The sequence below is a fragment of the Methylobacterium sp. V23 genome (genome assembly GCF_002917135.1).
In the GTDB taxonomy this organism is placed as follows: Bacteria; Pseudomonadota; Alphaproteobacteria; order Rhizobiales; family Beijerinckiaceae; genus Methylobacterium.
Genome location: NZ_PDHT01000028.1, coordinates 38,213 through 60,893, shown reverse-complemented (window position 1 = coordinate 60,893; position 22,681 = coordinate 38,213). Strand labels below are relative to the sequence as shown.

20 protein-coding genes and 2 pseudogenes are annotated in these 22,681 nt (G+C 62.3%); 11 read left to right on the top strand and 11 right to left on the bottom strand.

Annotated features, from left to right (window positions below):
* Positions 1 to 1,209 precede the first annotated feature (1,209 nt).
* A pseudogene (locus CRT23_RS21545) lies at positions 1,210 to 1,940 on the bottom strand (IS3 family transposase); the annotation flags it as partial.
* 16 nt (positions 1,941 to 1,956) lie between these two features.
* Here CRT23_RS21545 and CRT23_RS21540 point away from each other — a divergent pair.
* Together CRT23_RS21540 and CRT23_RS27955 are read left to right on the top strand one after the other, a co-directional pair.
* A pseudogene (locus CRT23_RS21540) lies at positions 1,957 to 2,403 on the top strand (DDE-type integrase/transposase/recombinase); the annotation flags it as partial.
* A gap of 243 nt (positions 2,404 to 2,646) precedes the next feature.
* Positions 2,647 to 3,096 (top strand): hypothetical protein, encoded by a 450-nt coding sequence (locus tag CRT23_RS27955; protein WP_146056455.1) that lies wholly within the window; start codon positions 2,647 to 2,649, stop codon positions 3,094 to 3,096.
* Positions 3,097 to 3,438: 342 nt separating this feature from the next.
* On the opposite strand, the gene CRT23_RS21535 is transcribed toward CRT23_RS27955, so the two are convergent.
* The gene (locus tag CRT23_RS21535; RefSeq protein WP_181017421.1) at positions 3,439 to 4,062 is read right to left on the bottom strand and encodes a hypothetical protein; all 624 of its coding nucleotides are present in this window, start codon (positions 4,060 to 4,062) and stop codon (positions 3,439 to 3,441) included.
* Between the two features lie 596 nt (positions 4,063 to 4,658).
* Between CRT23_RS21535 and CRT23_RS27950 the strand changes: the two genes are divergently transcribed.
* Positions 4,659 to 4,988 carry a hypothetical protein gene (locus CRT23_RS27950; protein WP_146056454.1) on the top strand — a complete coding sequence of 110 codons (330 nt, stop codon included), beginning with the start codon at positions 4,659 to 4,661 and terminating at the stop codon, positions 4,986 to 4,988.
* Between the two features lie 1,540 nt (positions 4,989 to 6,528).
* Here CRT23_RS27950 and CRT23_RS27945 read toward each other — a convergent pair.
* The 4 genes from CRT23_RS27945 to CRT23_RS21520 all read right to left on the bottom strand — a co-directional run bounded on the left by CRT23_RS27945 (position 6,529) and on the right by CRT23_RS21520 (position 8,916).
* On the bottom strand, positions 6,529 to 6,771 hold the full coding sequence (locus CRT23_RS27945; RefSeq protein ID WP_146056453.1) for a hypothetical protein: 243 nt from the start codon (positions 6,769 to 6,771) through the stop codon (positions 6,529 to 6,531).
* Between the two features lie 20 nt (positions 6,772 to 6,791).
* A complete protein-coding gene (locus CRT23_RS21530) occupies positions 6,792 to 7,052 on the bottom strand; it encodes a hypothetical protein (protein ID WP_103711725.1) in 261 nt (86 codons plus the stop codon).
* A gap of 103 nt (positions 7,053 to 7,155) precedes the next feature.
* The gene (locus tag CRT23_RS21525; protein ID WP_245436461.1) at positions 7,156 to 8,157 is read right to left on the bottom strand and encodes an ion channel; all 1,002 of its coding nucleotides are present in this window, start codon (positions 8,155 to 8,157) and stop codon (positions 7,156 to 7,158) included.
* A 138-nt stretch (positions 8,158 to 8,295) separates the two neighbouring features.
* On the bottom strand, positions 8,296 to 8,916 hold the full coding sequence (locus tag CRT23_RS21520) for a recombinase family protein (RefSeq protein WP_103711723.1): 621 nt from the start codon (positions 8,914 to 8,916) through the stop codon (positions 8,296 to 8,298).
* Between the two features lie 348 nt (positions 8,917 to 9,264).
* Here CRT23_RS21520 and CRT23_RS21515 point away from each other — a divergent pair, with 348 nt between their 5' ends.
* The 7 genes from CRT23_RS21515 to CRT23_RS21485 all read left to right on the top strand — a co-directional run bounded on the left by CRT23_RS21515 (position 9,265) and on the right by CRT23_RS21485 (position 14,046).
* A complete protein-coding gene (locus tag CRT23_RS21515) occupies positions 9,265 to 9,561 on the top strand; it encodes an AbrB/MazE/SpoVT family DNA-binding domain-containing protein (RefSeq protein ID WP_245436460.1) in 297 nt (98 codons plus the stop codon).
* Entirely contained in the window at positions 9,554 to 9,946 is a 393-nt protein-coding gene (locus CRT23_RS21510) for a type II toxin-antitoxin system VapC family toxin (protein WP_103711722.1), read from the top strand. Before CRT23_RS21515 ends, CRT23_RS21510 begins: the two co-directional genes overlap by 8 nt.
* Before the next feature lie 27 nt (positions 9,947 to 9,973).
* On the top strand, positions 9,974 to 10,405 hold the full coding sequence (locus tag CRT23_RS21505; RefSeq protein WP_103711721.1) for a hypothetical protein: 432 nt from the start codon (positions 9,974 to 9,976) through the stop codon (positions 10,403 to 10,405).
* A 621-nt stretch (positions 10,406 to 11,026) separates the two neighbouring features.
* Positions 11,027 to 11,275 (top strand): plasmid stabilization protein, encoded by a 249-nt coding sequence (locus CRT23_RS21500; protein WP_103711730.1) that lies wholly within the window; start codon positions 11,027 to 11,029, stop codon positions 11,273 to 11,275.
* Positions 11,272 to 11,694 (top strand): type II toxin-antitoxin system VapC family toxin, encoded by a 423-nt coding sequence (locus CRT23_RS21495; protein WP_103711720.1) that lies wholly within the window; start codon positions 11,272 to 11,274, stop codon positions 11,692 to 11,694. The genes CRT23_RS21500 and CRT23_RS21495 overlap by 4 nt, the downstream gene beginning before the upstream one ends.
* A 370-nt stretch (positions 11,695 to 12,064) precedes the next feature.
* Entirely contained in the window at positions 12,065 to 12,427 is a 363-nt protein-coding gene (locus CRT23_RS21490) for a hypothetical protein (RefSeq protein ID WP_103711719.1), read from the top strand.
* Positions 12,424 to 14,046, top strand: coding sequence for a hypothetical protein (locus CRT23_RS21485; RefSeq protein ID WP_103711718.1), 1,623 nt, complete (start codon positions 12,424 to 12,426; stop codon positions 14,044 to 14,046). Before CRT23_RS21490 ends, CRT23_RS21485 begins: the two co-directional genes overlap by 4 nt.
* Positions 14,047 to 14,254: 208 nt before the next feature.
* On the opposite strand, the gene CRT23_RS27940 is transcribed toward CRT23_RS21485, so the two are convergent.
* Complete coding sequence (locus CRT23_RS27940) at positions 14,255 to 14,986, bottom strand: hypothetical protein (RefSeq protein ID WP_146056452.1); 732 nt, start codon at positions 14,984 to 14,986, stop codon at positions 14,255 to 14,257.
* Positions 14,987 to 15,403: 417 nt separating this feature from the next.
* On the bottom strand, positions 15,404 to 16,039 hold the full coding sequence (locus CRT23_RS21480; RefSeq protein ID WP_103711717.1) for a ParA family protein: 636 nt from the start codon (positions 16,037 to 16,039) through the stop codon (positions 15,404 to 15,406).
* A 2,248-nt stretch (positions 16,040 to 18,287) separates the two neighbouring features.
* Between CRT23_RS21480 and CRT23_RS21470 the strand changes: the two genes are divergently transcribed.
* Entirely contained in the window at positions 18,288 to 18,989 is a 702-nt protein-coding gene (locus CRT23_RS21470) for a response regulator transcription factor CtrA (RefSeq protein WP_103711715.1), read from the top strand.
* A gap of 160 nt (positions 18,990 to 19,149) precedes the next feature.
* On the opposite strand, the gene CRT23_RS29270 is transcribed toward CRT23_RS21470, so the two are convergent.
* The 3 genes from CRT23_RS29270 to CRT23_RS21455 all read right to left on the bottom strand — a co-directional run bounded on the left by CRT23_RS29270 (position 19,150) and on the right by CRT23_RS21455 (position 22,443).
* Positions 19,150 to 20,766, bottom strand: coding sequence for an AAA family ATPase (locus CRT23_RS29270; protein ID WP_245436459.1), 1,617 nt, complete (start codon positions 20,764 to 20,766; stop codon positions 19,150 to 19,152).
* Positions 20,767 to 20,887: 121 nt separating this feature from the next.
* Positions 20,888 to 21,337, bottom strand: a complete 450-nt coding sequence (locus CRT23_RS21460) for a hypothetical protein (RefSeq protein ID WP_103711714.1) — start codon at positions 21,335 to 21,337, stop codon at positions 20,888 to 20,890.
* A 116-nt stretch (positions 21,338 to 21,453) separates the two neighbouring features.
* Positions 21,454 to 22,443, bottom strand: coding sequence for a hypothetical protein (locus CRT23_RS21455; RefSeq protein WP_103711713.1), 990 nt, complete (start codon positions 22,441 to 22,443; stop codon positions 21,454 to 21,456).
* Positions 22,444 to 22,681: the final 238 nt, after the last annotated feature.

Here is a 22,681-nt window from a genome sequence, read left to right as displayed (position 1 = left end):
TCATAGGATGGAACCTCGTCGACGCACGAAATTATCGCGACGCTGAACCCTAGCGCTATCTGCCTTAACTTTCTTCCCGACCAAAACCGTTGAAATGCGAGCCGCATCGCCATTCTCGATTTGATGCGATGGCGTCTTGGCGCGTGTTAGATCCGGCTACCCGCTGCCAAGCCCGGTAGGATGCCCCGGCCCTAAATGGCCCCTAGGATCGCCAGGGAAGCTGCAGGACGGCCGAGAACCGAAAATCGCACCGATTCCCATCAGGCTGAGCGCCCCTTGCTGGGGCGCCGTGCCTTCCGTTTACCGTCCCTACACGCCCGCACGCATGTGCGTGCGCCCGCGCGGTATGCGCGCGGTATGATGGTTTCCCGCCGCGTCAGGCATCGGGAAAGCTGATTTGGCCGGAGGCGTCGGACGGTAAACGGGCGGTTGGATAGGTCGTGCGACGAGCAACCATCCCGATTTGAGCCCTTGCCGCCATGGCAGGCGTGAGGCTCCGCTAAACAGCCCCTCCCATTCTGCCTGCGAGCCAAGTTGCGTACCGGCTCGCATGTGAGATGGACAATCCTACCCCGCCGGTTCCGTGAGCGGATCGGACGGCGAGGGCAGGCTCCCCTATGGCCGAGTGCCGCGGCCAACCCACAATAATAGGTTGAGGCTGCGTGAGCGGTAATCTGCAGGGGCCTTAATGGGGCGCGGCTCTAGTGAACCTAATTGTCGTTCGGAGCAGACCGCCGATGGCCTCGCATCTCATAAGCCCCGAGCTTCTAAAACGACCTAGCGGCTATTCTCGCCCCTATCGCAATGGTCGCGTGCGCCTGGATCAATCGGCCGAAGCGATGATGCCCGAGGATGGCCCGAGAGTGCTTTTGCGTCCGGCGCCCCTGCCCGCGCCCCGTCAGGCCAGCCGCGTCACGACCGCCAGCGCGCAAATGAGGAGGGTGCCGGCTAGTGCGAGTTCTAGGCGCGTCATCGGCGCCACATGCCGCAAGCGCACGACCGACGCGCATACTTAAGATCAGTCTCACGGGAACGTGAGGCGCGCGGATCAGCCTATGGCGCAGGCGATGCGGCTCCCCTATCCCGACTGGCCCGCAACAGCCGCCGGACCCCATGTCAGCCTCACCGAAGCCGAAGCTCGTTCCCGCCGACCCTGCCCTCTGGCGCAAAGCGTTCCTAGACCTTCGGCCGAGCGTGTCGCCCTGCCCTGGTGTTGATGCGCCTCGCGACCTTGAGCGCCAGGCAGGCCGCGACTGTGCTCGTCGATCAGCGTCAGGATACGCAGGCTTCGCCCGTCATGGGTCTGACCCTGCACGAAGTCGAAGCTCCAGACGTGATTGCGATGGAGAGGCCGCAGCCGCACGCAGGAGCCATCGTTCAACCACAGCCGGCTTCGCGGCCGATGCTTTTGCGGAACCTTGAGCCCCTCACGACGCCAGATCCGCTGAACCCGGTCTTTCCCCACATGCCAACCCGCTGCCTGCAGCAGCGCGGTGACGCGGCGGTAGCCATAGCGTCCGTGACGAAGACGCCAAGGCGACGATGGCGCGGGTCAGCGCATCCTCGTCAGCCGGTACCGTGGGCACGTAGCGTTGCGTGCCCACGGTGCTGGCCGACGATCCGGCAGGCGTGGCGCTCCGAGAGGCCGTACTTCTCCTGGACCGCGTCGACTGCCTGCCGGCGTCGCTCCGGGGCTACAAGTTTCCCGCGGCGACGTCCGCCAGCACCTGACCCTCCAACGATAAGTCAGCCACGAGCCGGCGCAATCGCGCGTTCTCGCGCTCCAGATCCTTCATCCGACGGGCCTGATCGATCTGCAGGCCGCCGTACTCCTTGCGCCAGCGTGATTCGCTTTGCTCGGAAATCTCGGCCTCCTTGCAAGCCAGCGCCAAACTCTTGCCCTGGGCCGTCTGCACCTCAATCTGGCGCAGCTTCAGCACAACCTGCTCCGCACCCGTCTACCGAGCCGTCGACAAACACGGCAACCCGGTCGACTTCCTGCTAACTGCCAACCGGGATCTCGACGCAGCCAAGCGCTTCTTCCGTAAGATGCTGGCGGACCAGCCGCTTCTTGCACCTGACCGGATCGGCACGGATGGCGCCAGCACTTATCCAGCCGCGATCGTGGCTGCCAGGAGCGGCGGCCTTCTCGCGCGTCCTGCGATCCACTACGTCACGAAGCACCTGCAGCAGGGCATCGAGAGCGACCACTTCCGGGTCAAGAAGAACATGCCCCGGATCGGAGGCTTTCGCTCCTTCCATACGGCCTAACGCACAATCCAGGGCTTCGAGGCCATGCTCTGGCTGCGCAAGGGCTTCGGCTTTGCCGGCGCCTGGACGGTCCGTGAGCAGAACCAGCTGCTCGGGGTCTGCTTTGGGCTTCCCCAGGCGAACAAAGCGTGAAAGCGGGACGGTAGAGGCCCTTCCACGCCTTATGTCCGAGCTTGCGACACGCCCGGTGGTGATCCCGATGACATCCTGGGTGAGCGTCAGACACTCTCCCAACACCCACGATGCCCGCCGCTCACCCAACAGCTAAGCTATTCAGCCCGTTATGGAACGGGGTCTCAGCAGTCGTTAAAGTATTTCAAAAATGAACCTAATATGTGCTAGAAGAAATCCCGGTTCGTATAGCGACCGGGCGAAATGTTCTTCATGACGTCAGTCTGCATTATAGCCGTACAGGCCAGCGGCTTCGCTGAGATCTTGGTTCCTGCGCATCCTAGGCCGCCAGGGATCACCGAACCTGCCGATATGTCCAGCGGACGGCAGCTTCTAATACTGCAAGCGTACATCCGGGACCGATTTCAGCGCTTCGTAGTGGTTGCTGATGACATTGCCAGCGTATTCAAAGGTCCCCTCACGCTTGACAGCCTCGACTTCTTGGGAGGCCTCTACAAGGCCTATGACGGGCTTGTTGATGAAGATCAATCACTGACAGTCTTCAGCAATCCAATGTGCATCGCCTTCGGGGTTGGAAGCGAAAGCCTTTCAAAGCGGGTCAGGAACACGATAAGGCGCAACGCTCCGTACAATGGTCAGTGGACACCTTGCGGAATGAAGATAGTACTGGGAGAAAATCGAGCGGGGCACTAAGGTCGAAGCCACTTCATCGTTCCCTAGGCACGATCCCCTCGTCAATCCGAAGGGTCTCATCCATGCTCGATCGATTACTGAGGCTGGGTAGTGGATCGTTGATCAGGTAGTAGGCTAGGACCCCAATGGTCCCGCCTATAGCGGCTGCAAGGATGGTGCTAACGATCTCGCACAAGCTGTACATCGCTTGCTCCCGGCATCCTCACGTTAACGTGAGATACCATCTTATGTTAATATATGTTTTTAAACAAGCGCGCTTCGTTGCCGTTGCTGCGTTAGTCAAGCTGTTCGCGAGATCCTAGGTGTTCATGAAACCCGGGGGAGGATCATCCCGATCTTCACTCAATCTTCCGGACGGCCTTCACCGGCCGGAGCGAGTGAGCGTGTGTCGGGGATGGTCTGCGGCGGTAGGGGCGCAAGGAGCTGTGACTTCGGCTCAGGCGGCGGCGTCGCGGGACGGGCTGTCCCTAGCATGTCCTCGGCGCGTGCGAGATCCACGAACTGGCCGGCCTCGGCCGGCACGCTGTAGCGGAGCCGGAGCGCAGTCTCTCGGGTGTTCTGCACGGCCTGACGGCCCACCTCCGCCCCGTGGCAGATTGTGAAGTAGAGCGCCACGAAATTCTGGCTCTTGCGCTGCTCCCAGGAGGGCTCAGTCGAGAACGGCGCGATCATGTAGGCGCGCGTCTGGTCTCCACGTTGCGCCAGGATGGCCGGGCGGGTCCGTGAGCAGTACGCATACCCCATCGCCTCTCCCAAGCTCTGGCGACCCGCTGGTGAGGCCAGAAAGCTTTGGATGTGCGTACGCATTAAGGTGCCGTCGGCGCCTTCGGTGACACGCTCAGCTGCGAGAAGCCGAAACTCGTCGCAGCCTTCCTTATGGCAGAGGCCGCGGATGAGTTCGTCCGGTCCTTGAGCTAGGGCCGGGCTGATCGAGAGCAGCGCGAGCAGGGTCAGGCGTAGCTGCACGGGGATCTCCGGTGTGGAAAGTCGGGACGGCCTTCAGCGTCGAGCCTCAGGCAACCAGGACTTCGTGTTGTTGGGTCCGTTCCAGAGCAGAAAGCCTCAATACGGGTAGGTGGCGCGCTAGCTTGCTCAAAGTAGGTTTGCGCTCAGGAGCCAGCTTTGTTGGTCTTCAGCTGGCGCAAGGTTCGGGCGCTCTCCCGGTCAAACTGCGCTGTCGTGATCTCAGCTCACACACAGTCAAGGCATGTATCTATAGGGCAAGCGGCGCTTCATCGACCTCGACGTTTAGGCGGCCGGCCTGATGGCCTGCATTCTGCCAGTGCTTGGATAGCTGTTTTCATCCGCTTTGGCAGCTTACTACTCACAACCGGTGGAAAGATCTGGTCCAACGCGCGACGGATGCCGCTCTGAGCAGGCGTGTCGCGGCCATGACCTGTACGAGGTATCCAAATGCGGTCGTAAATGGTCATGAGCGTGAGGGTGACACCCCTGTGATGCGGGCAGCCTACCTGCTCACAGGATAAGAAGACGTTTATCCCTTGATTAGTTGCTGCCTTGAGGCGACATCCTTGTGCATCTTCGCACAAAGGAACGAATTTATGTGGCTCGCTCGCCTCGCGATTTGTGGCCCAATCATTGTCATTAGCGCATCTGCATTTGCTAAAGAGAGCACTTTGGCCGGCATAGATGGCAGCGAAACTGTTTTTATCTGGAAGGATAAGGCGGCTCATTCAGAGGCTATGAAGCTGGTTGGTGCTGGTATGCATCAAACAAGTCCGGACCTTTTGTTGCCTTTGCTATCCTGCATAGTCTCGTCTGGTACTGAAGCAAATATTACTGATCGCGGCATCGTCACTAATGAGGTGACAATCACGAGCGGTCCCAGCACCGGATGCCATGGAGATGCTGCTACGGAAGCATTCAGGTAGGAGGCAGAGGCCCGCCAGCTTTAAGACAGATACCAGCCACTTGGCCGCCGGACCGACGCTCAACGCCAGGGATGGGAAAGGAGCGCCAGCATGAGCCGGGTCGCATCGCTCATGCCACGAGGAGCGTTAGGCTCTCCGAGCAGTGAGCTGCGGCGCCCTGCGCAACACCCTAGAGATTGGCCAGCTCTGGGTTCCTGGCCAGACCTCGCAGTTCATTGACTTTGCGACCAGCAGTCTCGGAGCTGTAATCGGTGTTCTGATGGGACGAGCTGCAATCACCGCCCTCATTGGCTGGGCGATGCGTCCGAGCCGGGGCGGTATTCGGCTGAGGCTGTGCTCTCGCCCCCCGCCCCGGCTTCGTGACGAATTCCTCAGATTGATCGGGTCACACGATCGCCTGCCACCAGCCGATTTAGCATCCAAGGCATTCCCCGACTTCCACGGGCGGCCCTTCGTCCTGGGTTTCCGGTCGTTCCCAGTGGCTCTGCGAGGGTGAACTAAATCCCGCAGCGGCTGCAATAGCTAGTTTTAGAGCCTAAAAGGGCCTGTATCAGTATCGCCGCGATACGCCTGGACAACCGACGCGAGTTTAGAAGGCAGTGTGAATACCACCAGTTCAGCGAATGTCGGTGCTGGTCCGACGTCAGGCATTGTCCCAGCCACACTGTTTCGCCAGAGCCGCCTGCCAGGCAGGCGGCGGCTCAACGCCGAGCGCCGCCATTCCTACACTCGTCAGATCCAGAACGCGGCTGCGGTGTTGAGGTGGCACCTCAGCGATGGAGGCGTATCCCAGCGAATGCTTCGCTATCCCCTCTGCGGTTTGCAGCCAAACTGCTGGCAGAGACGGAAGGCCGCCACTATCGACCGGAGGATTTGTCATAGCTCGCACCTGACGCTGAGACCTCCCACTCTGACTAGCTGCTTGATCGGCATGGGAACGGGCTCACGCATCATCCTTCGAGGGGATGACCTCGCTCTGTACTGCGGCGCACGATATTCGGCCAGCAGGCGCCGCATTGTTCGATTAATATCGGAGCAGCATGGACTGGCATTGGTGCTTCAGGCGCGCTCGGCGTCTGCCATCTCGGTGATGCGTCTGTGCAGGGCGTCATAGAACTGTGCTCGAAGGCCGGCCGGCTCGCGCTGCACCATCCATTCGCTTCGCGCCTCGCCTGCTAGCTCCACAAGGAAGCGGTGTCGGCCTGAGCGAGTTGGCCAATCTCCTGCTGTTCGAGTGGCCTCCTCGGCGATGCGATGGACCAGAGTGGGGATGCTGACCCATCCCGGCGACCCTGCGTGATCTGCGTGTTCGCGCAGATCAGCTAGGAAGCCGCGTGCGGCGATCCTGGCAGAACCCGCAGTATCATCTAGTGGATTTTGCATCGGCGCCCCCTCACTTTCGTTCGTCACGGCTCTCGAACCCGAGGAACGAGCCCAGATGGAGAGAACGGGCTGGGATCTAAACTACCCGGTATCGCGCTGAGCTATCGGCCGGCGTTCGCAGCTGAGGCGGGTCCGAGGGGCGCCGGTATAAGCAGGGTCAGTTTGCCGGGCGCCCAACATGTTGCGCAAGGGCAGTCTTCCATCCAGGCGACGGCAAGGTGCCTCGCATCTGCATGCGTGCGGTGACGCTTGTCAGCACCATTTGCCAGTGCTCCGGGCTTAATGCAGGCAACGTGTGTTCGTACCCAAGATTGCGAGATGAACCGGCTGCTGAAACAGCCCACTCCTCCAGCACGTAGGCATCAAAAAATTCCTTGAAGTTGCCTGGTGCCTGTACCATCACTCTTCTCCAATCTCGAGCTAGATGTGATGGTTGTTGTCTTGCGTAATTTGCATGTTGGCGAGCGACAGATGCTGCTTTAATAATTGTCGCAACCTGATATTGGAGTTTTCGCCATCAGCAGGATTGGCAAGATACGCAGCACAGCTCGCGATTGCGTCGTCGGTGTGTTGGTCGACCATCGCGCGGTCTGCAGTATCCATCCCGTCGAGATCATCAAAGCCCAACTCAGCCGCAATCAACTCAGAGATTTCGAGACGTTTGGCATCGAGGGGGGTCATAGACCTACTCCAACCGATAGCGCCGATGCCGTAATGCTACTCCTGCGTGGCTCTGATGGCGAGGAAAAACTTTTGAGAATAACTATTTCGGAGGGGCAGATGCTCATACTCTGTCCAGAAGCTTCTGCAGGGAAGCCGACGTGGGCTTCTGCGTCTCATCAACGAGCACAAAAAGCGCCGTCGCCGAGATCATTGCATGGGGTGGAGGATTGCTGTGGGGCTGCCCTTGTGGATCCGCGTAGCCAACCAGCGTACCGAAATTCGCCTTGAGGACGGTCAGAACGATCTCCGACCAGATTAGGTCGCGGACCGTCACATCGAAGCGGAGGCACTCGTCGCCTTCGCTGGAAAACAGACGCTCGATGATCCATTCGGTCCCGGGGGCGACGATGGCGCGAACGATCATCTCAGGATAGCCGCGCAGCGGTCTGACGATAGCCGACGCACCGGCGCGCTTCAGGCGCTCACGGTTCATATCGTCCACGCACTCAGCAACGATGCGGGCGGTGATACCGCGGTCGCGCAGACGATGGATGATGTCGAAGGTGCGGCTGTCGGAAAGGCGTTCTCCTTCCTGTTCAGCCAGGATGACGAGGACACGAGCACTATCGACACCCGCTGCCTCCAGCGCCGCCGGGTCGTCAAAGCGGCCTTTGAGCTGGACGATGAGCGGATCATCCTCAAGGTCGGGCGGCAGCCCGTCCGGGAAGGCTTCTGTCAGGATTAGTGAGGGTACGTTGGCGAAGTTGGCATGTGAACGATGCAACTGATCGAGCAGCCGCCGGAGGTAGTCGCCGGGTTCATCTGCCGGAGCGTTCACGAAGACGATATGGTCGCGCATGTCCCACCTCCACTCGCCTCGCCGCTTACGCTCACGTCGCAGGATCCGGAATTCGAAGAAGGCACCTCCCGCTTGCGTCAGTAGAAAGATGCCCGACAGGTAGATTAAGACGATGGTGGAGGCACGACCAGCAGTGGTCTTGGCAGAGAAGTCGCCGTAGCCCGTCGTCGTGATAGTGGTAAAAGTCAACCAAATCGCCTCGCCGAGCCCGAGGTGCTCGAAGGAGATCATCGATACGACGTGCAAGCCGATCAGGATCAGCAATCCGACCAGGGCAAAGCGAATGCGATTGCGCAGATCTCGTACAACGCTTCGCCGAAACCGAAGCGGTCGCGTACGGGATTGCTTTGAACGCATTATATCGTCCGGGGTATCAGGTAAAATAGATGTTCCATTGACCTTTTATTTCGGAGAGATCCTAAGGATCTTCATGGCATCTGGTCTGAGTTCTCCTTTGGGATCGACGTGCCGGTAGAGGGTCTGCCGGGTGATGCCGAGCTCAGTGCAGAGTTCGGCGATCTTCGTTTCAGGCTTGCCCATTGATGCTTGCGCCAACCTCAGCTTCGCCGCCGTCATCTTCGGCTTGCGGCCGCCGCTTCGGCCCCGCGCACGCGCTGAGGCAAGCCCGGCTTTGGTCCTCTCGATAATGAGTTCACGCTCGAACTCAGCCAATGCCGCGAAGATGCCGAACACGAGGCGGCCATTGGCCGTGGTGGTGTCGATGTTAGCGCCCTGCCCCGTCAGGACTTTCAGACCAACCCCGCGCTTCGTGAGGTCGTGCACGGTGTTGATGAGGTGGCGCAGGTCGCGGCCGAGGCGATCGAGTTTCCAGATCGCGAGTGTATCACCCTCACGCAGCGCCTTGAGACAGGCGTCCAGTCCAGGGCGGCTATCGCGTTTGCCTGAAGCGTAATCCTCATAGAAGCGGTCAGGCTCGACACCGGCGGCGAGGAGCGCATCGCGCTGCAGGTCGGTGGTCTGGGAGCCATCGGCCTTCGATACGCGCATATAGCCGAGCAGCATCAGGCCGTGGTCCTCATCGGTCGTGCTGGAAGCATCCGAGCGCTGACCGCTCGTCCGCTATCCGTTTGAGATGAGCTGCGGCTGTCACGCAAACGAGCGATTGCGTGACAGAGCCGCTCGCGCAGCTTTAAAGGTGCAGCTTGTGCTCCGCAAGCCGTCAGGTTTTCAATGATCCGCAAACAGTCGGATCACATGATTTAGAGACACGTCTGGTGGTTGCGCGGCGATTTTCGTACCCTCCTACCGTCTCGCGACCTTCCATCGCGTAATAGGACTTTTCAAAGATGGTCGTATTCCGATTTTGGCCCAATTTTTGTGCTACAGGCATTATAGCTAGTTGATACCAATATGACGATTTGGTATGTTTATGGGATTCCTTTTCGGATGGTGGAATCCTTGAGCTCGCAAGCAGTAAAAATTATCGATGGGGGTAAGCTCATCATTCCTGCTGCGTTTCGGCGCAAGCTCGGGATCGGCATCGGCGATACCGTTGTGGTCGAACTGACGGAAGATGGATTGTATGTCCGTTCGCTCTCGTCCGCAGTCCGCCAAGCTCAGGCGATCGTGCGTGGTTTCCTACCTGAAGTCAGCGTTACGACCGAAGAGGATGCTGTACTAGGAGACGTCGAGGATCACCATGGTTGACACGTTCGTGCTCGACGCCTCGGCATTGCTTTGTCTGCTTAAAGGGGAAGCTGGCGCCGAGCGGGTCCTCACTGTCCTGCCTCATGCGTGGATCAGCGCGGTGCACCTGTCCGAGACCTATGCTCATCTCGCCGACCTCGGAGGCACTGAGGAGCGCATCGCACAGGCCATTGAGGGACTTCACCTGCGTACTGTCCCCTTCGACGCCCTCCAGGCACGTGCAGCCGGAATGCTGCAGCCGAAAGGAAAGACCTTCGGACTGTCACTTAGCGATTGCGCCGCCCTAGCACTGGCGCGGCAACGCGAGGCCACCGCAATGACCACGCACCGAGCCTGGACTGACTTGGCCGAGCCCCTCGGGGTCGTCGTCGAACTCGTCGGCTGACGGCGTACCCGCAGGATCCATGCAGCCATGCCGATCCGACGCGAGCATCGCTTCTTCTACCCTATTGATTGGCGAGAGCTCTCAGCCGCCATCCGCTTCCGCCGCGCGGGTGGATCATGTGAGGGCTGCGGCCGGCCACACGGGCAGACCATCTACCATCTTGGCGACGGGCGCTGGTGGGATGCCGGCCTCGGTGCATGGCGCGATGGACAGGGGCGACGGCTTCAAACTCTGCCAACGATCGAAGAGCTCGGCGTTATCCGTGCAACTCGCGTTGTACTGGCGGCCGCTCACCGGGATCATGACACCTCCAACAACGCCAACGCGAACCTCGCGGCCTTCTGTCAGCGCTGTCATATGAACCATGATCGGCCCGAGCATCGTCGGCGTCGGTGGCGGACGCTGTTTCGCCGGAAAGCGGCCGGCGATCTGTTCGCCGGTCCCTACGAGATGCTCTGAAGCGGGTTTGCTCTCTTGGCAGATCTAGAGCGACGCATGACATTCATGCGCCGATACGCGTCCCTCGGGCGGTATGGACATGATGAACAGATCGAGTTGCGCCGAGGATGCATGCTTTCGGCGTCGGCGTGGTGAGCGCGTCCGCATGACGGGAAGTGGGATCCCCGGCTTGGCGTGCAGGACCGATCCGATGATCCGGCAGCCATCTCCGCAGTGGTAAACGTAGGCTCGATACGGACCAGACTGTAGGATCTCTTGGGCAAGAGACTGGTCACCCGGCAGTCCCCGAAGAGTATTTAGCAGACACGACAGGCCAATAACTTCTGTTCGAGTCGAGCGAAACTCGAAGCTTTGCCCGATCCAAGTTTGGAGCTGTGCTCCGATACTAGTTTTTGGGAATGGGTTGATACCGACCTGCGTTGCGGCGTCGACCAGGAAACCAGCGATCGCCTCACGGTCTACAATGTGTGGGCACGCCAGGACCGAGGCAGCCAGCTGACGTTTGCTAGGCGACACGCGCATCTCCCTCACACATGCAAAAACGGCTTGGAAGCGAATCCTGATTCTTGTTGAGTTTGATGTCAAACGCTACTTTGCAGTCATTGACTGATGGGTATGCGCATGGCCGTGATGACGATCCGCAATATCGACGATGCGATCAAAACGCGCCTACGCATCCGCGCCGCCCTGCATGGTCGGTCGATGGAAGACGAGGCGAGGGCCATCCTCCGCGCTGCTCTGTCGACCGAGCCCGTGCGGCCACGCGATCTCGGCCAGGCCATCCACGCGCGCTTTGCGGCTCTCGGTGGGGTCGATCTGCCGGAGGTCCCGCGCGAGCCTAGCCGCGAACCGCCGGGCTTTGAGGCGTGATCGTTCTCGACACCAACGTGATCTCCGAGTTGATGCGGGCAGCTCCCGATCCACGTGTGTTGGCTTGGCTGGTGCGCCAACCCATGGCGGGTCTGTTCACCACCACACTGACGCAGGCGGAGATCTTCTATGGATTGCGCCTCCTACCGGAGGGGCGCCGGCGGGAGGATCTAATGACAGCGGCCAGACCCATCTTCGAAATCGAGATGGCCGGTCGCATCCTGAGCTTCGATAGCGACGCGGCGCTGGTCTACCCCGAGATCGCCGCCCACCGCCGGTTGGCGGGTCAGCCCGTCGCGCAGATCGACGCCCAGATCGCAGCGATCACGCGTTCGCGGGGCGCGCAGTTGGCAACCCGCAACGTTCGGGATTTCGTTGGGTGCGGGATCGACGTGATCGATCCCTGGCTCGAGGGATGAACGCGACCGGCGTCAGGGTCGAGTCCGTAGCCTGGATCACGCGGCTAGGATGTATCCTCATCTTGGTGATCCATCCCGACGCTCGGGATGGATCACGCCGCCCTCATAACCCGATACCGAGCCTTTCGTACGAACTCTTCAACGTCCTGGGTCCAGTCAGTCGAACCTCGGCCTCGACCTTCATCAGCCTGCCCCGGCGCGGATGAGCCTGTCCTTGTCTCGCAGACGACCCCCTCGTCTGGCGGTCTCGCGGGGGCCCTTGGGATTTTCAGGGCTCCTTGCCAACCTCCCGACATCAGGAATGCGCAGCGAGAGCCAGCAATGGTCTCGTAATACGTAGATCCGGCCAACGCCTCGGGACCGTCGTTCGATGCCGCGCTCCAGCACCAACCCGGCCACTTCCGGAACCTCCCTACGCCTGACGCTCGATGAGCGTCGACGTCTGGATCGTGCTGCGGCAGCCCTCGGCCTCGGACCGAGCGGCTTCGCGCGAGAGGCGGTCCTGGCCGCCATCCGGCCGAGTGCCCCCGACGCTACGATCGTAGACCGCCGAGCCATCCGTGCCCGCCTCCTGGCCCGCTGGACTCTCGAGATTGGCCGTCTGGCCGACGAGGTTCGCACGCTAGCAGCTGCGCCGGCCGGCCAGCTCGACCACGCGGCCCTCGCGACGGTGGCGGACAGGATCGCACAGGTTCACGCGGCCGTGGTCCAGACCTCGGAGGCCCCCCGGTGATCACGACCATCAAGGCGCATGGCCGTACGCGTCGGGATACTGCTGCCCTGGTCGTCCATCTCGAGAAAACCGAGTTCGGTCAGGTGGTCGACATCATCCGCATCGCCGGGAGTCCCGCCAGCGACATGGCCGGGGCGTTCGCGGATTTCGAGCGCATTCGGGATGGCAGCCGCGCCACGATCGCCCTCCAGCATCTGCCGCTCAGCCCCGGGCGGCCCTGGACGGCTGCCGAACGCGATACTGCGGTCAATCGGATCCTCGCGGCGCTCGGCGCCGAGCACCACGGCTACGTCCTCGTTGCCCATCGGAACAAGCCACGGGCGCGTGGCGAGGCTGGCGACGAGCATTTTCACCTCGTGATCGCCCATGTCGGTCCAGGCCTGAGAGCCCTAAACCTATCTTACAGCTATGCCACGCTTGAGGCGGTGCGCGCCTCTCTAGAGGTCGATTTTAGCGAACCCCTGACCCCCTCCCGACGCAGCCCCGCGATCGCGGCGCGTCTGCGCCGGGGCGGCCGGGAGGCGGTGGCCGAGCGGGTCGAAGCGGCCGCCCTCGTACAGAGCGAGCTTCCGCGCTCCGGTTTGACCAGCCGGATCCATGCCCGGCTGGAGCGACTTGGGATCGCCGCGCCCCTGGTGCGGGCCAGGGTGATATCGGCCTACGCGATGGATAGAGCCGGGTTCGAAGGCGCTCTTTCCGAGGCGGGCCTCTCGTGCATACCGGGAGACCAGGTCGCCGGGGCCTGGGTCGTGCGGCAGGGCGACGTCCTCGTCGGGGCGCTCGACCGGCTCGTCGCTCGCCCCCGCGCGGTGATGGCCGCCCGCATGCGGAGCCTGGTGTCGTGCGTGGGTGAAACGGCCGATCCCCGGCTCGCCCCGGTCGAGGCTGCGCAGCGTGAGGGTGATCGGGACGCTGAGCCGATCCCGGCACCGGTCGTCCCTATCGTCGACGGGATGGCGATATCGCAACCTCCGCGCTCGGATGCTCCGTCCCCGCTCACACAATGGCGGGCGCGGTTCGTGCAGGACCTTGCCCTCGAACAGGGAGCCCTCAAACGGGCCCAACAGCGCAGCTCCGTTCCCACGAGCCGCTGGCATAAGGAGGAGGAGGCCAGGGCCGAGCGTCGTACCGCTCGGACCGAACGGGCTCGGGCCGCGGCTCTTGTGCAGGACCTTGAGGCCAGCCAGGCTCCGCCCGGCATCCTCACGCGGTGGTTCGGCGCGAAGAAGCGACCCGATCCCCATCCCGAGCTCGCCGCAGCCCGGGCAGCCCTCGCCCATGCATCCGAGCGGGAGGCCAACGCCGAGACGAAGCTCGAGAGCCTCCCGGATCTCGTCGCACACGAGGCCGCAGACTACGCACGTCGCATGCGGATCGAGGACGAGGCGTCGAAGACAGCCGAACGCGATGCCGAGAACCAGATCGCGTTCTTCGAGGACGCTCTCATCGTCCTGGACTACGAGCCCTGGCGCGCGGCCATCGGCATTGAGGCCATCCGCGATGGGGTACGCCGGCTGCGTCGTGCGGCTCGGCTGACCGCGCAGAGCCACCCGCACAACGATCCGACGCCGGTAGACGGCCTCGAGGCATCGCTGCGATGGATCCCACGCGTCGTTTGACAAATCCATATGTTGCAGACGCCGCATCTACCATGCAGCTATGTGATAGTACCATCACATAAGAAACTAGTCACATCATCATACAAGGCAGTCCCGGTCCGGTTATCCGCAGTTTGAGGATACAGATAGTCGAATATCTGGTTCCACCGAGCCATCGTCGAGTCAGTCTGACTGGCAGCCCCCCTAGACCGGTAAAACGATAGACGGTCTATAGCTCCGATAGCTCTGTGATCGACAAGGATACTGGTACGATCGCATGCTTTTTGTGCCGTCGACAGAAGCCCTGTTGTGTTTCCAGGCAAAGGAAAGCCGTTGGCCGATCACAGGTCAGTTGCTGACACCGCAGCGGTAACTTCCACTGCCTTAGATCGCGCTCCCAGGCATCTTCGATGTCCCACTGCCAGGGCATCGAAACTGGATCGTCGGGGTAGCGTATGGCCTCGCGAGACGCATGCATGGACACGGAGCCGGAAACTGGTTCTGGATCGGACTGTTCCACGGAGGGTGTCACCGCATCGCCTGAGAGTTCCAAGACCGGACCCGTGTTCTGTTCCAGGCTCGTCGGTTCAGGAGCGATCGGAGCGGGAGCAGATAGATCGGATCTCGGCGGAACAATCGGAGGCTCAAGGGCATCCGGGTCGGACATCACAACGTCCCCTCCCCCTCTTAGGTAGGACGGACGGATCAGACGCAGGCGTCTGCCGTCGATCGTGACCCCGCGACAGGCGACATGGCCCAGCCCCCGAAGGATCGCAATCGCGTTCGCGACGCTGTGCGCATGCATGCCGGTCGCCGCACCAATCGCGGCATTGTCGAGCAGGCAACCATCTTGCGCGAAGGACGGGTGCTCCGACAGGAGCCAAGCAATGCGGAGGCTGCCCTTCGTCACTGCGGCATCCTGCGATACCTGCCGGCGCCAGTCCGACATCATGGCCATCATGACTCTCACATAACGATGCAGATAAACAATAGACCAATCATATGACTATATATCTTCCGCCGTCTTATCACGGTAATGCCCACGCTGCTGCAGCATCAGCAGCAGCCCTCACGATACAGAGCCTGGGCCGATGTATCCTCGTCGCAGGCAATCTGACGAATGAGTTTGATCGTCCCCGCGCTGGCATACAGCGACCTGTGAACGTGCCGGGGCGGCGTTTGCTGAGGTTCTATCTCGGCTCCCGAGCTATGATGAAGGGACGAGGAGCCTGTTTGGGCAGCATTTGGCTGGGAAGTGGCGTCAGGAACATCCTCATCGCGTAACGGCGCAGACGGTGAATCATGTCCCTGCGCAAGTGTCTGATGATGTGACGGTATCGCGTCGAACGCCGCACGGATTGAGGCGCGTGGAGGTTTGTTAGGCACTGACTTGCTCCGTCGGCATGCGTTGTTTCGTCCAGGCCCAAAGCTCGCGGATCTCGCTCGCTGCCTTCCCAGTAGGATCGAGCTCCGTCACCCCCAGGCCGCTTGCGATCGCATCCCGGTGCGCCACGCGCTCCGAAACCACTGGTCCCACGAGGCCATTCTCACCGAGCGTCGCGATCGCGTCGTTGGTCCGCGCGTAGGAAACCGGGCTCGCGCCGTTCACGACGAAGGCGAACCGTCTGCCCATGACGCCGATCCGTCGCGCGGTCGGGACACCGGCCCAAAGGTCGAGCACCGAGGCGCGGACCGGCACCAGGGCGCAATCGGCATGGCCGAGCGCGACGTCCACCCCCGGTCCGAAGGTACCTGGTGTATCGACGATGCAGAGGCTCACCACCGGGATCTGGCGAGTCCGTACGACCCATTGGTTGAAATCGTCGGGAGCGACGGTCCGAAACACGATGCCGCTCGCACTCCGCAGCGCGCCCCAACTTGTGAGTGATTTCTGCGGATCGAGGTCGACGACGACAACCCGTTCGCCGGCCTCATATGCAGCGACCGCCAGGGATGCGGCGAGCGTGCTCTTGCCACTCCCACCCTTCTGAGAGGCCAAAACCAGGATCTGCATGGGTCACCATCTGCGAGATCGGGACCGCCTCCAGCGCCCGGTCCGGTGACGCCTGGAACACTAGCAGAACGAAAAACCCGCTGCCAGGGGTACACATAATTATGTGATTATGTGATTATGTAGCTGTGTATCTATGTAGCTATGTTATTGTTTATTCACATAACTAAAAGATTGCGTGATCCTTGGATCATACGACGATGTGAACAGGCACCTATGTGGCTATGTAATCGGTATTCAGGTGATGCGTTCTCCCAGATCCAACCGTACCTTAGTAGATATCGTGCGGTCGCAAATTATGACAAATCGCGCCGTCACCCTGATCGAACAATATTTTTATGTGATTGATCTTTCGAGTGACTACACGTTTGTATGGCTGGATGCTGATGTAAATATGTAATGGCATCAACATGGGAAGTCGGTTGGATCAGAACGGATTTTTGTCAGCTTGATTTTATGTTAGGCATGGCCCGATACAATCGGTTGCTCAGTCCAATGGGCTAACCCAGCATAGCCATCATTTTATCGAGAGAGTATGTTGCGCAAGCCCGCGCGGCGGTCATTTACCGTCGAGATCAAACACAGGACGGCATCCAAGCAAGGTTTCATTCTGCCGAAACCGCCACGGGGTTTAAGCACGGCCAAACGTCCACCCAACCCGACGCTTGCTTCGACTCTCGCGTCCGAAGAGAGGGTGATATGCCGGTTTCAGGCCTTGCGGGAGCACCAGAACCCAGGCGTATCCTGCCGAGCCTGATCGCCTGGGAACCATCGACGCCTGAGCCGGAACTTGAGGTGCAGCCTGCACCGCCCCTGCCTCGGGTTCGTCGTATCGCGCCTGGGCAGACTGTCGATGAGGCGCCGCCTTGCAGCGGCGAGCCCTCAGAGGCCGGGCTTGAACCCAGCACCGCAACGGAACCCGCGAGGTCCATCCACTCCGTAGCAACGCCACCACGGCTCGAAGGCCTTGCATCCTCTCCATCAACGGTGAGACCCATCTCCAACCCTTGCGGTGCCCGGTTGAAGGCAGCGAAATTGTCGCGTGCGGAGCGATGGAAGCGCCGCCTCCCACGTGCCTGCTGGTAAGTTATCCAAAAACGCAGGTTGGTCAGCCTGAGGTAGAACGGCAGGCCTGCGAGCGTCGGTTCAAAGGATGGTACAGCTGGCTCGCTCGCTTGTGCGACGATCAAATCGGCTGCGGATTGGACGCACCTTGGAGTTGCAGAGGGTAAGGCTTGGCCCATACTTGGGGATCAAAGCGCAATACTGGACGACAAGATCGTCTATGTCATTGCCGACAATTGCGTTTTATGCATTCTGACGCGTGACTTCGGGCCAGCCTCCTCATGCCGCGCTATCAACTTCGGGTTTTGCGTCGCGTGAAGAACGGCACAGCACCCGTTGAGACCACTCATGCCTGGATTGACGCCGTGAATGGGGCACGGGCTATCGCGCAAGCGACGGGTCAAGCAGAGGCAGCTCTCACAGGCTGGTCCGGCGTAGCCATGCTGATAAATGAGGGCGGTGCCATGCTCTGGTCGGTGCGTAAGGACCTACCCAGACCTAACGGACCAGGGGGGCGACCTCCCACAATGATCTGAAAAGTCTCGGGCGCCTGCTCACAGGCCGGAACGCTCGCCCTCGGCGCCTCACACTCGATCGACATCGTCCAGAGCCGCCACGGGGTGCCCAGAGGCAGGAAGTCTGCCTCATCCAGGGTCCAATCCGGTCGCCCGTCCTGCGCTACCGTCATCCGGAACGACGTCTCACCCGGATCGCCGATCAGTACGACGGTCAAGGTGTTACATCCATCGTGGAGCCAGGATGTCACATCGTAGGTGAAGCCATCCTCAGCCGGGTCCATCCCTACTAAAGCCGGCTGTGTGACACCGTAGGTGTTGAGACTGACCATAGCACGGCACCCTGCGCCCCACAGTGTGAGACGCAGCCGCTCCCCGGCTTGAATTTGCATGATGTGCCCCGCTTCAAGGGCCAAACTGACTGCTTCGCGGGTTTTCCACAACGGGAACAATCCACGAACCGAAACGCCTCGTTAACCATGTTGCGGCTCGGTCGCAGGCGTCTCAGTGCTCCTCCCAAGCTGCGCAACGCGAATGTTACAAGCGTGACCGTGGGTTAGCGCGTCACCCTCCCACAACGGTCGTTGCCGGCTGAGTGGCAGCCACCGAACCTTAACCGTTTGTTACCGATGCTCGTTCAGGATGTCGCAACTTTCGGAGGATCCTGGCCCATGCGCGTGCTGCTGATTGAGGACGACGCCTCCGTCGCGCAGAGCATCGAGCTGATGCTCAAATCCGAGAGCTTCAACACCTACACCACCGATCTGGGTGAGGAAGGGATCGATCTCGGCAAGCTGTACGACTACGACATCATCCTGCTCGACCTGACCCTGCCCGACATCTCAGGCTACGAGGTGCTGCGGTCCTTGCGTGCCTCGAAGATCAAGACGCCCATCCTGATCCTGTCCGGCATGGCCGGCATCGAGGACAAGGTGAAGGGCCTCGGCTTCGGCGCCGACGACTACCTCACTAAGCCCTTCCACAAGGACGAGCTCGTCGCCCGCATCCAGGCCATCGTCCGCCGCTCGAAGGGTCATGCCCAGTCGGTGATCACCACCGGCGACCTGATCGTGAACCTCGACCAGAAGACCGTCGCGATCGCAGGCAGCTACGTGAAGCTCACGGGCAAGGAATACCAGATCCTGGAGCTTCTTGCCCTCAGGAAAAGCACGACGCTGACCAAGGAGATGTTCCTCAACCATCTCTACGGCGGCATGGACGAGCCCGAGCTGAAGATCATCGACGTCTTCATCTGCAAGCTGCGCAAGAAGCTCGCTAACGCCTCAGGGGGGAAGAACTACATCGAGACCGTCTGGGGCCGCGGCTACGTACTCCACGACGGTGTGTCGGAGATGCAGGCCTTGGCCGGCTGAGGCATCCCAGAGGCGCTCGCGCCAATCACGATAGGGGAACGCAACGCCTCTTGCATTCTGTCGAGGTCAGATACGGCCAGCCGCAGACCTTCATGGAACCAATTTCCGATGTCCGCCACCAGCTCTCGCGGAAGCCGGCGGCGGAAGAACAAAACGTCGATCAGTGCCGCGGACCGAAGGCTTCACGCGCTGCGACCACCGTCTCGACGAGCCTGGTGAGGCGACGGATCGAGCCGCCCGGCCAAGCCCGACGGACCGCAGCGATCTCCTCGTTGTCGAGCGTCGCCAGGAAGCGCGGATCCAGGCCTTGGCTCGCCGCGATCCCAGCCAGTACAGGCAGCAACAGAGCCTCGAGGTCGGTGGCGGTCGGGGCCGGCATCTCGATCACCCGCAAACGGTCGAGCAGCGGGCCCGGCAGAGGGGCGATGTCGTTGGCCGTGAAAAGCCAACTCACGTGGCTGATGTCCACCGACGCCTGAAACGCCGGATCCGGATAGGCCCTCGCGGTCTCCGGTTCGAGCATCGGCAGGAGGCTGTCCCAGAGCCTCCCATAATCGCGGCGCGTCGAGGCCTTCTCGATTTCGTCGACGAGCATGAGCGGGTTGGCCACACCGTACCGTGCGATCGCCATCACGGGGTGGGCCGGCTCGGTGGACGACCAACGGCGATCCAGACCGCCGATCGCCGCCCCGCTGTCGTGAGTCGCGTCGACCCGCCAGAGCCCGACGCCGAGATGATGGGCTATCCGCGAAATCAGCCTGCTCTTGCCGACGCCTGGCCTGCCTAAAATGACCGTGGGGTTGAGTCCGACATGGCTCCCGTTGTTCAGATTAACGAGGAGGCGATCGATCAGATCGGTCGCGTACGGGAACTCGAACCGCAGAGCTGCGCGCAACTCTCGTAAGTCCGGCACGGGCGCGAGCGGAACCGGCTTGCCGATGATCGCCTCGTAGCCCTTGGTCACGCTGCGACCGCGATCGGTCCCAGTCTCTCGGACCTCGGCGACCACGAGGACCTGTCCGACCGGGATCGAAATGGCTTGCGCCGGAGCGGGAGAGACTCGAGGCGAGGCGCGCAAGGCCTGCGACGACTTACGGTGTTCCGCCACGGCCTTCGCCAAGGCCGCCTCGGCCTTGCGCCTACGCCAGCGCTCCCGCTCGCCGGCCTGGTCCGCGATGGGCTGGGTCAGGCGCTCCCCGAAGAGCATCAGAGCGCGCACCAGCAAGGTGCAGGTCAGAAACTCGGCGGATCCACCGCGACTGAGAACGGCAGCAGCAGCGACGATAGACGAGGCCGCCGCGTTCAAGGACGAATAGGCAGCTTCGAGCGCGTCGGTCCACGCCTCGAGGAGGGTCGCCTCCGCGTCCCGGCCGTCGACATCGACCTCCTCCTCGTCGCGATCGGTGAGGCGCCCGAGGCCGAGGGCGGTCTGGGCCTCGGCCAGGGCGGGCAGATGGAGGACGAGCCCCGGGAGGGTCTCGGCCTCGAGCCAGAGTGGCAGCGCGATGCGTGCAGCGGCCGCCGTATCGTCGCCACCGCAGGACAGCAGCACGACAAGATCGGCAAGCGCCCGTGCGGCCGGCACATCGCACGCGGCAGCGTGGTGGTCGAGAAACCGCATCAGGGCCTCCCGGGCAGCAACGAGCGCCGGATCGCACCAGGGATCGGCCCCTGCGGCAGCGGCGGTCGTGTTCCAGGCCACGGCCAGGGCGGCCGCCTCGGGCACCAGTGCGGCGATCTCAGCAACGATCCCCTCGCGTGCGGCCGGGATCCGCAAGGCGGTGTCGAGGCAGAAGCGCAGGCGCCGCGGGAAGGCGGCCAGGATCAAACCCTGTGCAGCTTTGGCGTCGATGAGCGGCAGGGGTGAGGTCGAGGAAAATCCCATGGGTTCGTCCTCCTCAACGGCCGGGTGCGGTGATGAACGAGGAGCCCTGATGCCCTCTGTGACGCCAAGCGTGGGCGAGACGCAGGACATCGAGATCGGCTCGGCGCCGGGCGCGGCGGCCAAGGGCATGCACGAGGAGGTCGCGGCACGCGGGATCGCCGAGGGTGGCGCAGACCAAGACGGCCGAGAGCGCCAGGTCGAGGCTGCCGGGGCGGGCGACGCCCTCCGCCAGGACCGTGAGCGCGACGCCGATCGCTGCGGCCGGATCGGCCTGGATCGCCGCCTTCCAGCCGGGGAGCTGTAAGGCCGGGACAGCAAGCAGGCTAGCGCGCAGACGCTGCTGTGCGAACACGTCGAGGGTCTCGGGCGGGAGCGTTCTCCACCAGGTCAGGGGCGCTTCGGACAGGGGGGAAGCGGGCATCGACGCCGGCGGGTTGGCGGTGGGATCGGACGCGTCGTTCATGAAGGCATGCCTCGAGAGGGCATCGGCGCAGGTGGCGCAGCGATGCGGAAGGGGGAAAGGGGGTAGGCAGCGGAAGACCGGCTGCGGTCGGGTTCAAGCCGCAGCCGGATCTCAGGTCAGGCCATCGGCTTCCAGCTCGCCGCGTGGACGTGGCTACCCGTCACGAATTTGGCCGCCGAGGAGAGCGAGGGCAGGTTGATGTCGTGGGTCAGCCGCCAGCGGTCGGTGCCAGGGATCCTGATCACGATGTCCGAGGCAAACAGGCGTTCACGATCGAGCTGGATGCCCGGCGGCATAGTGGCGTAACCGCTGCGGCGGATCTCGGAGCCAGCCCGGATCGTGACATTGCCATCGATGGCCACGGCGTGAGCCCAGACATCGCGGTGCACGAGGTAGAGCCGGCGGGGCTCGATCGGCCCGGCCAGGGTCGCCCCCTCGCGCAAGCCCGACATCCGCTCGACGAACGTGGTCGAAGCGGCCGCCTCCCGCTCCGGTCCGGTCACGGCATCCCGGGCTGCGGATGAAGCGGTGCGTCCGAGTTCAGTCCGGGCCTCGGTATGGTCCGGCCGGATCGGCTCGAGCAGACGACAGCCGAGAGCCACCAGGCCGCGGCGGGCGTCGTCGAGCAGCCGCTCGAGCCCGATCCAGGTCGCGGCATCGAGGTCGGGGCGGCTCGGACGTGCACCCCGAAGGATGTGCGCCCGACCTGTGCTCTCGATCCGGGCATCGATCAGCCACTGCAAGCCCGCGACATGGTCCTTGCCGAAGAGCGGATCGCGGCTGGTCAAGATGAAGACCGACGTCACGAAGCTCTTGGCCGGATCGCGAGCGTGACACCCGAGCCGCTGACCGAGGTTGATCGTCTCGCCGTTGTAGACCGCCCAGCTGGTACCCTCGAGGTCGATGGAGCCGGCGAGGATGTAGGCGGCGATCTGCAAACTCCCGGCCCCGGCCACGAGGGCGTCGCGGCGCGACCAGGGGGCGGCGAGCACGACGGCCGACGAGCCCGGGCTCGTGGCCATGCGAACACCGAGCGGATCACCGTCGACGTGCTCGACGAGGCAGGTGGCGTGAACGGCGGACGGGTTGGTGAGAAAGAAGGACAAGCGGTCGTCTCCAGGAAAAAGACGCGCGGACGCACACGGCCGCGATGGCTGCGGCGCGTCATGCGGCGGGGCCGAGTGCGCGAGAGCGCGGACATCGGACAGCCCGGGTGGCGTCAACGAAGGTGGTCGAGGGTCCTGCGAGCTCACCGCATCACACGATGCGGCAGCCACGCGATCACGCGCTCACCCGACGATGTGATCGCGCGCAGCGCGATCCGCATCAGGGGGCGTGAGGCTC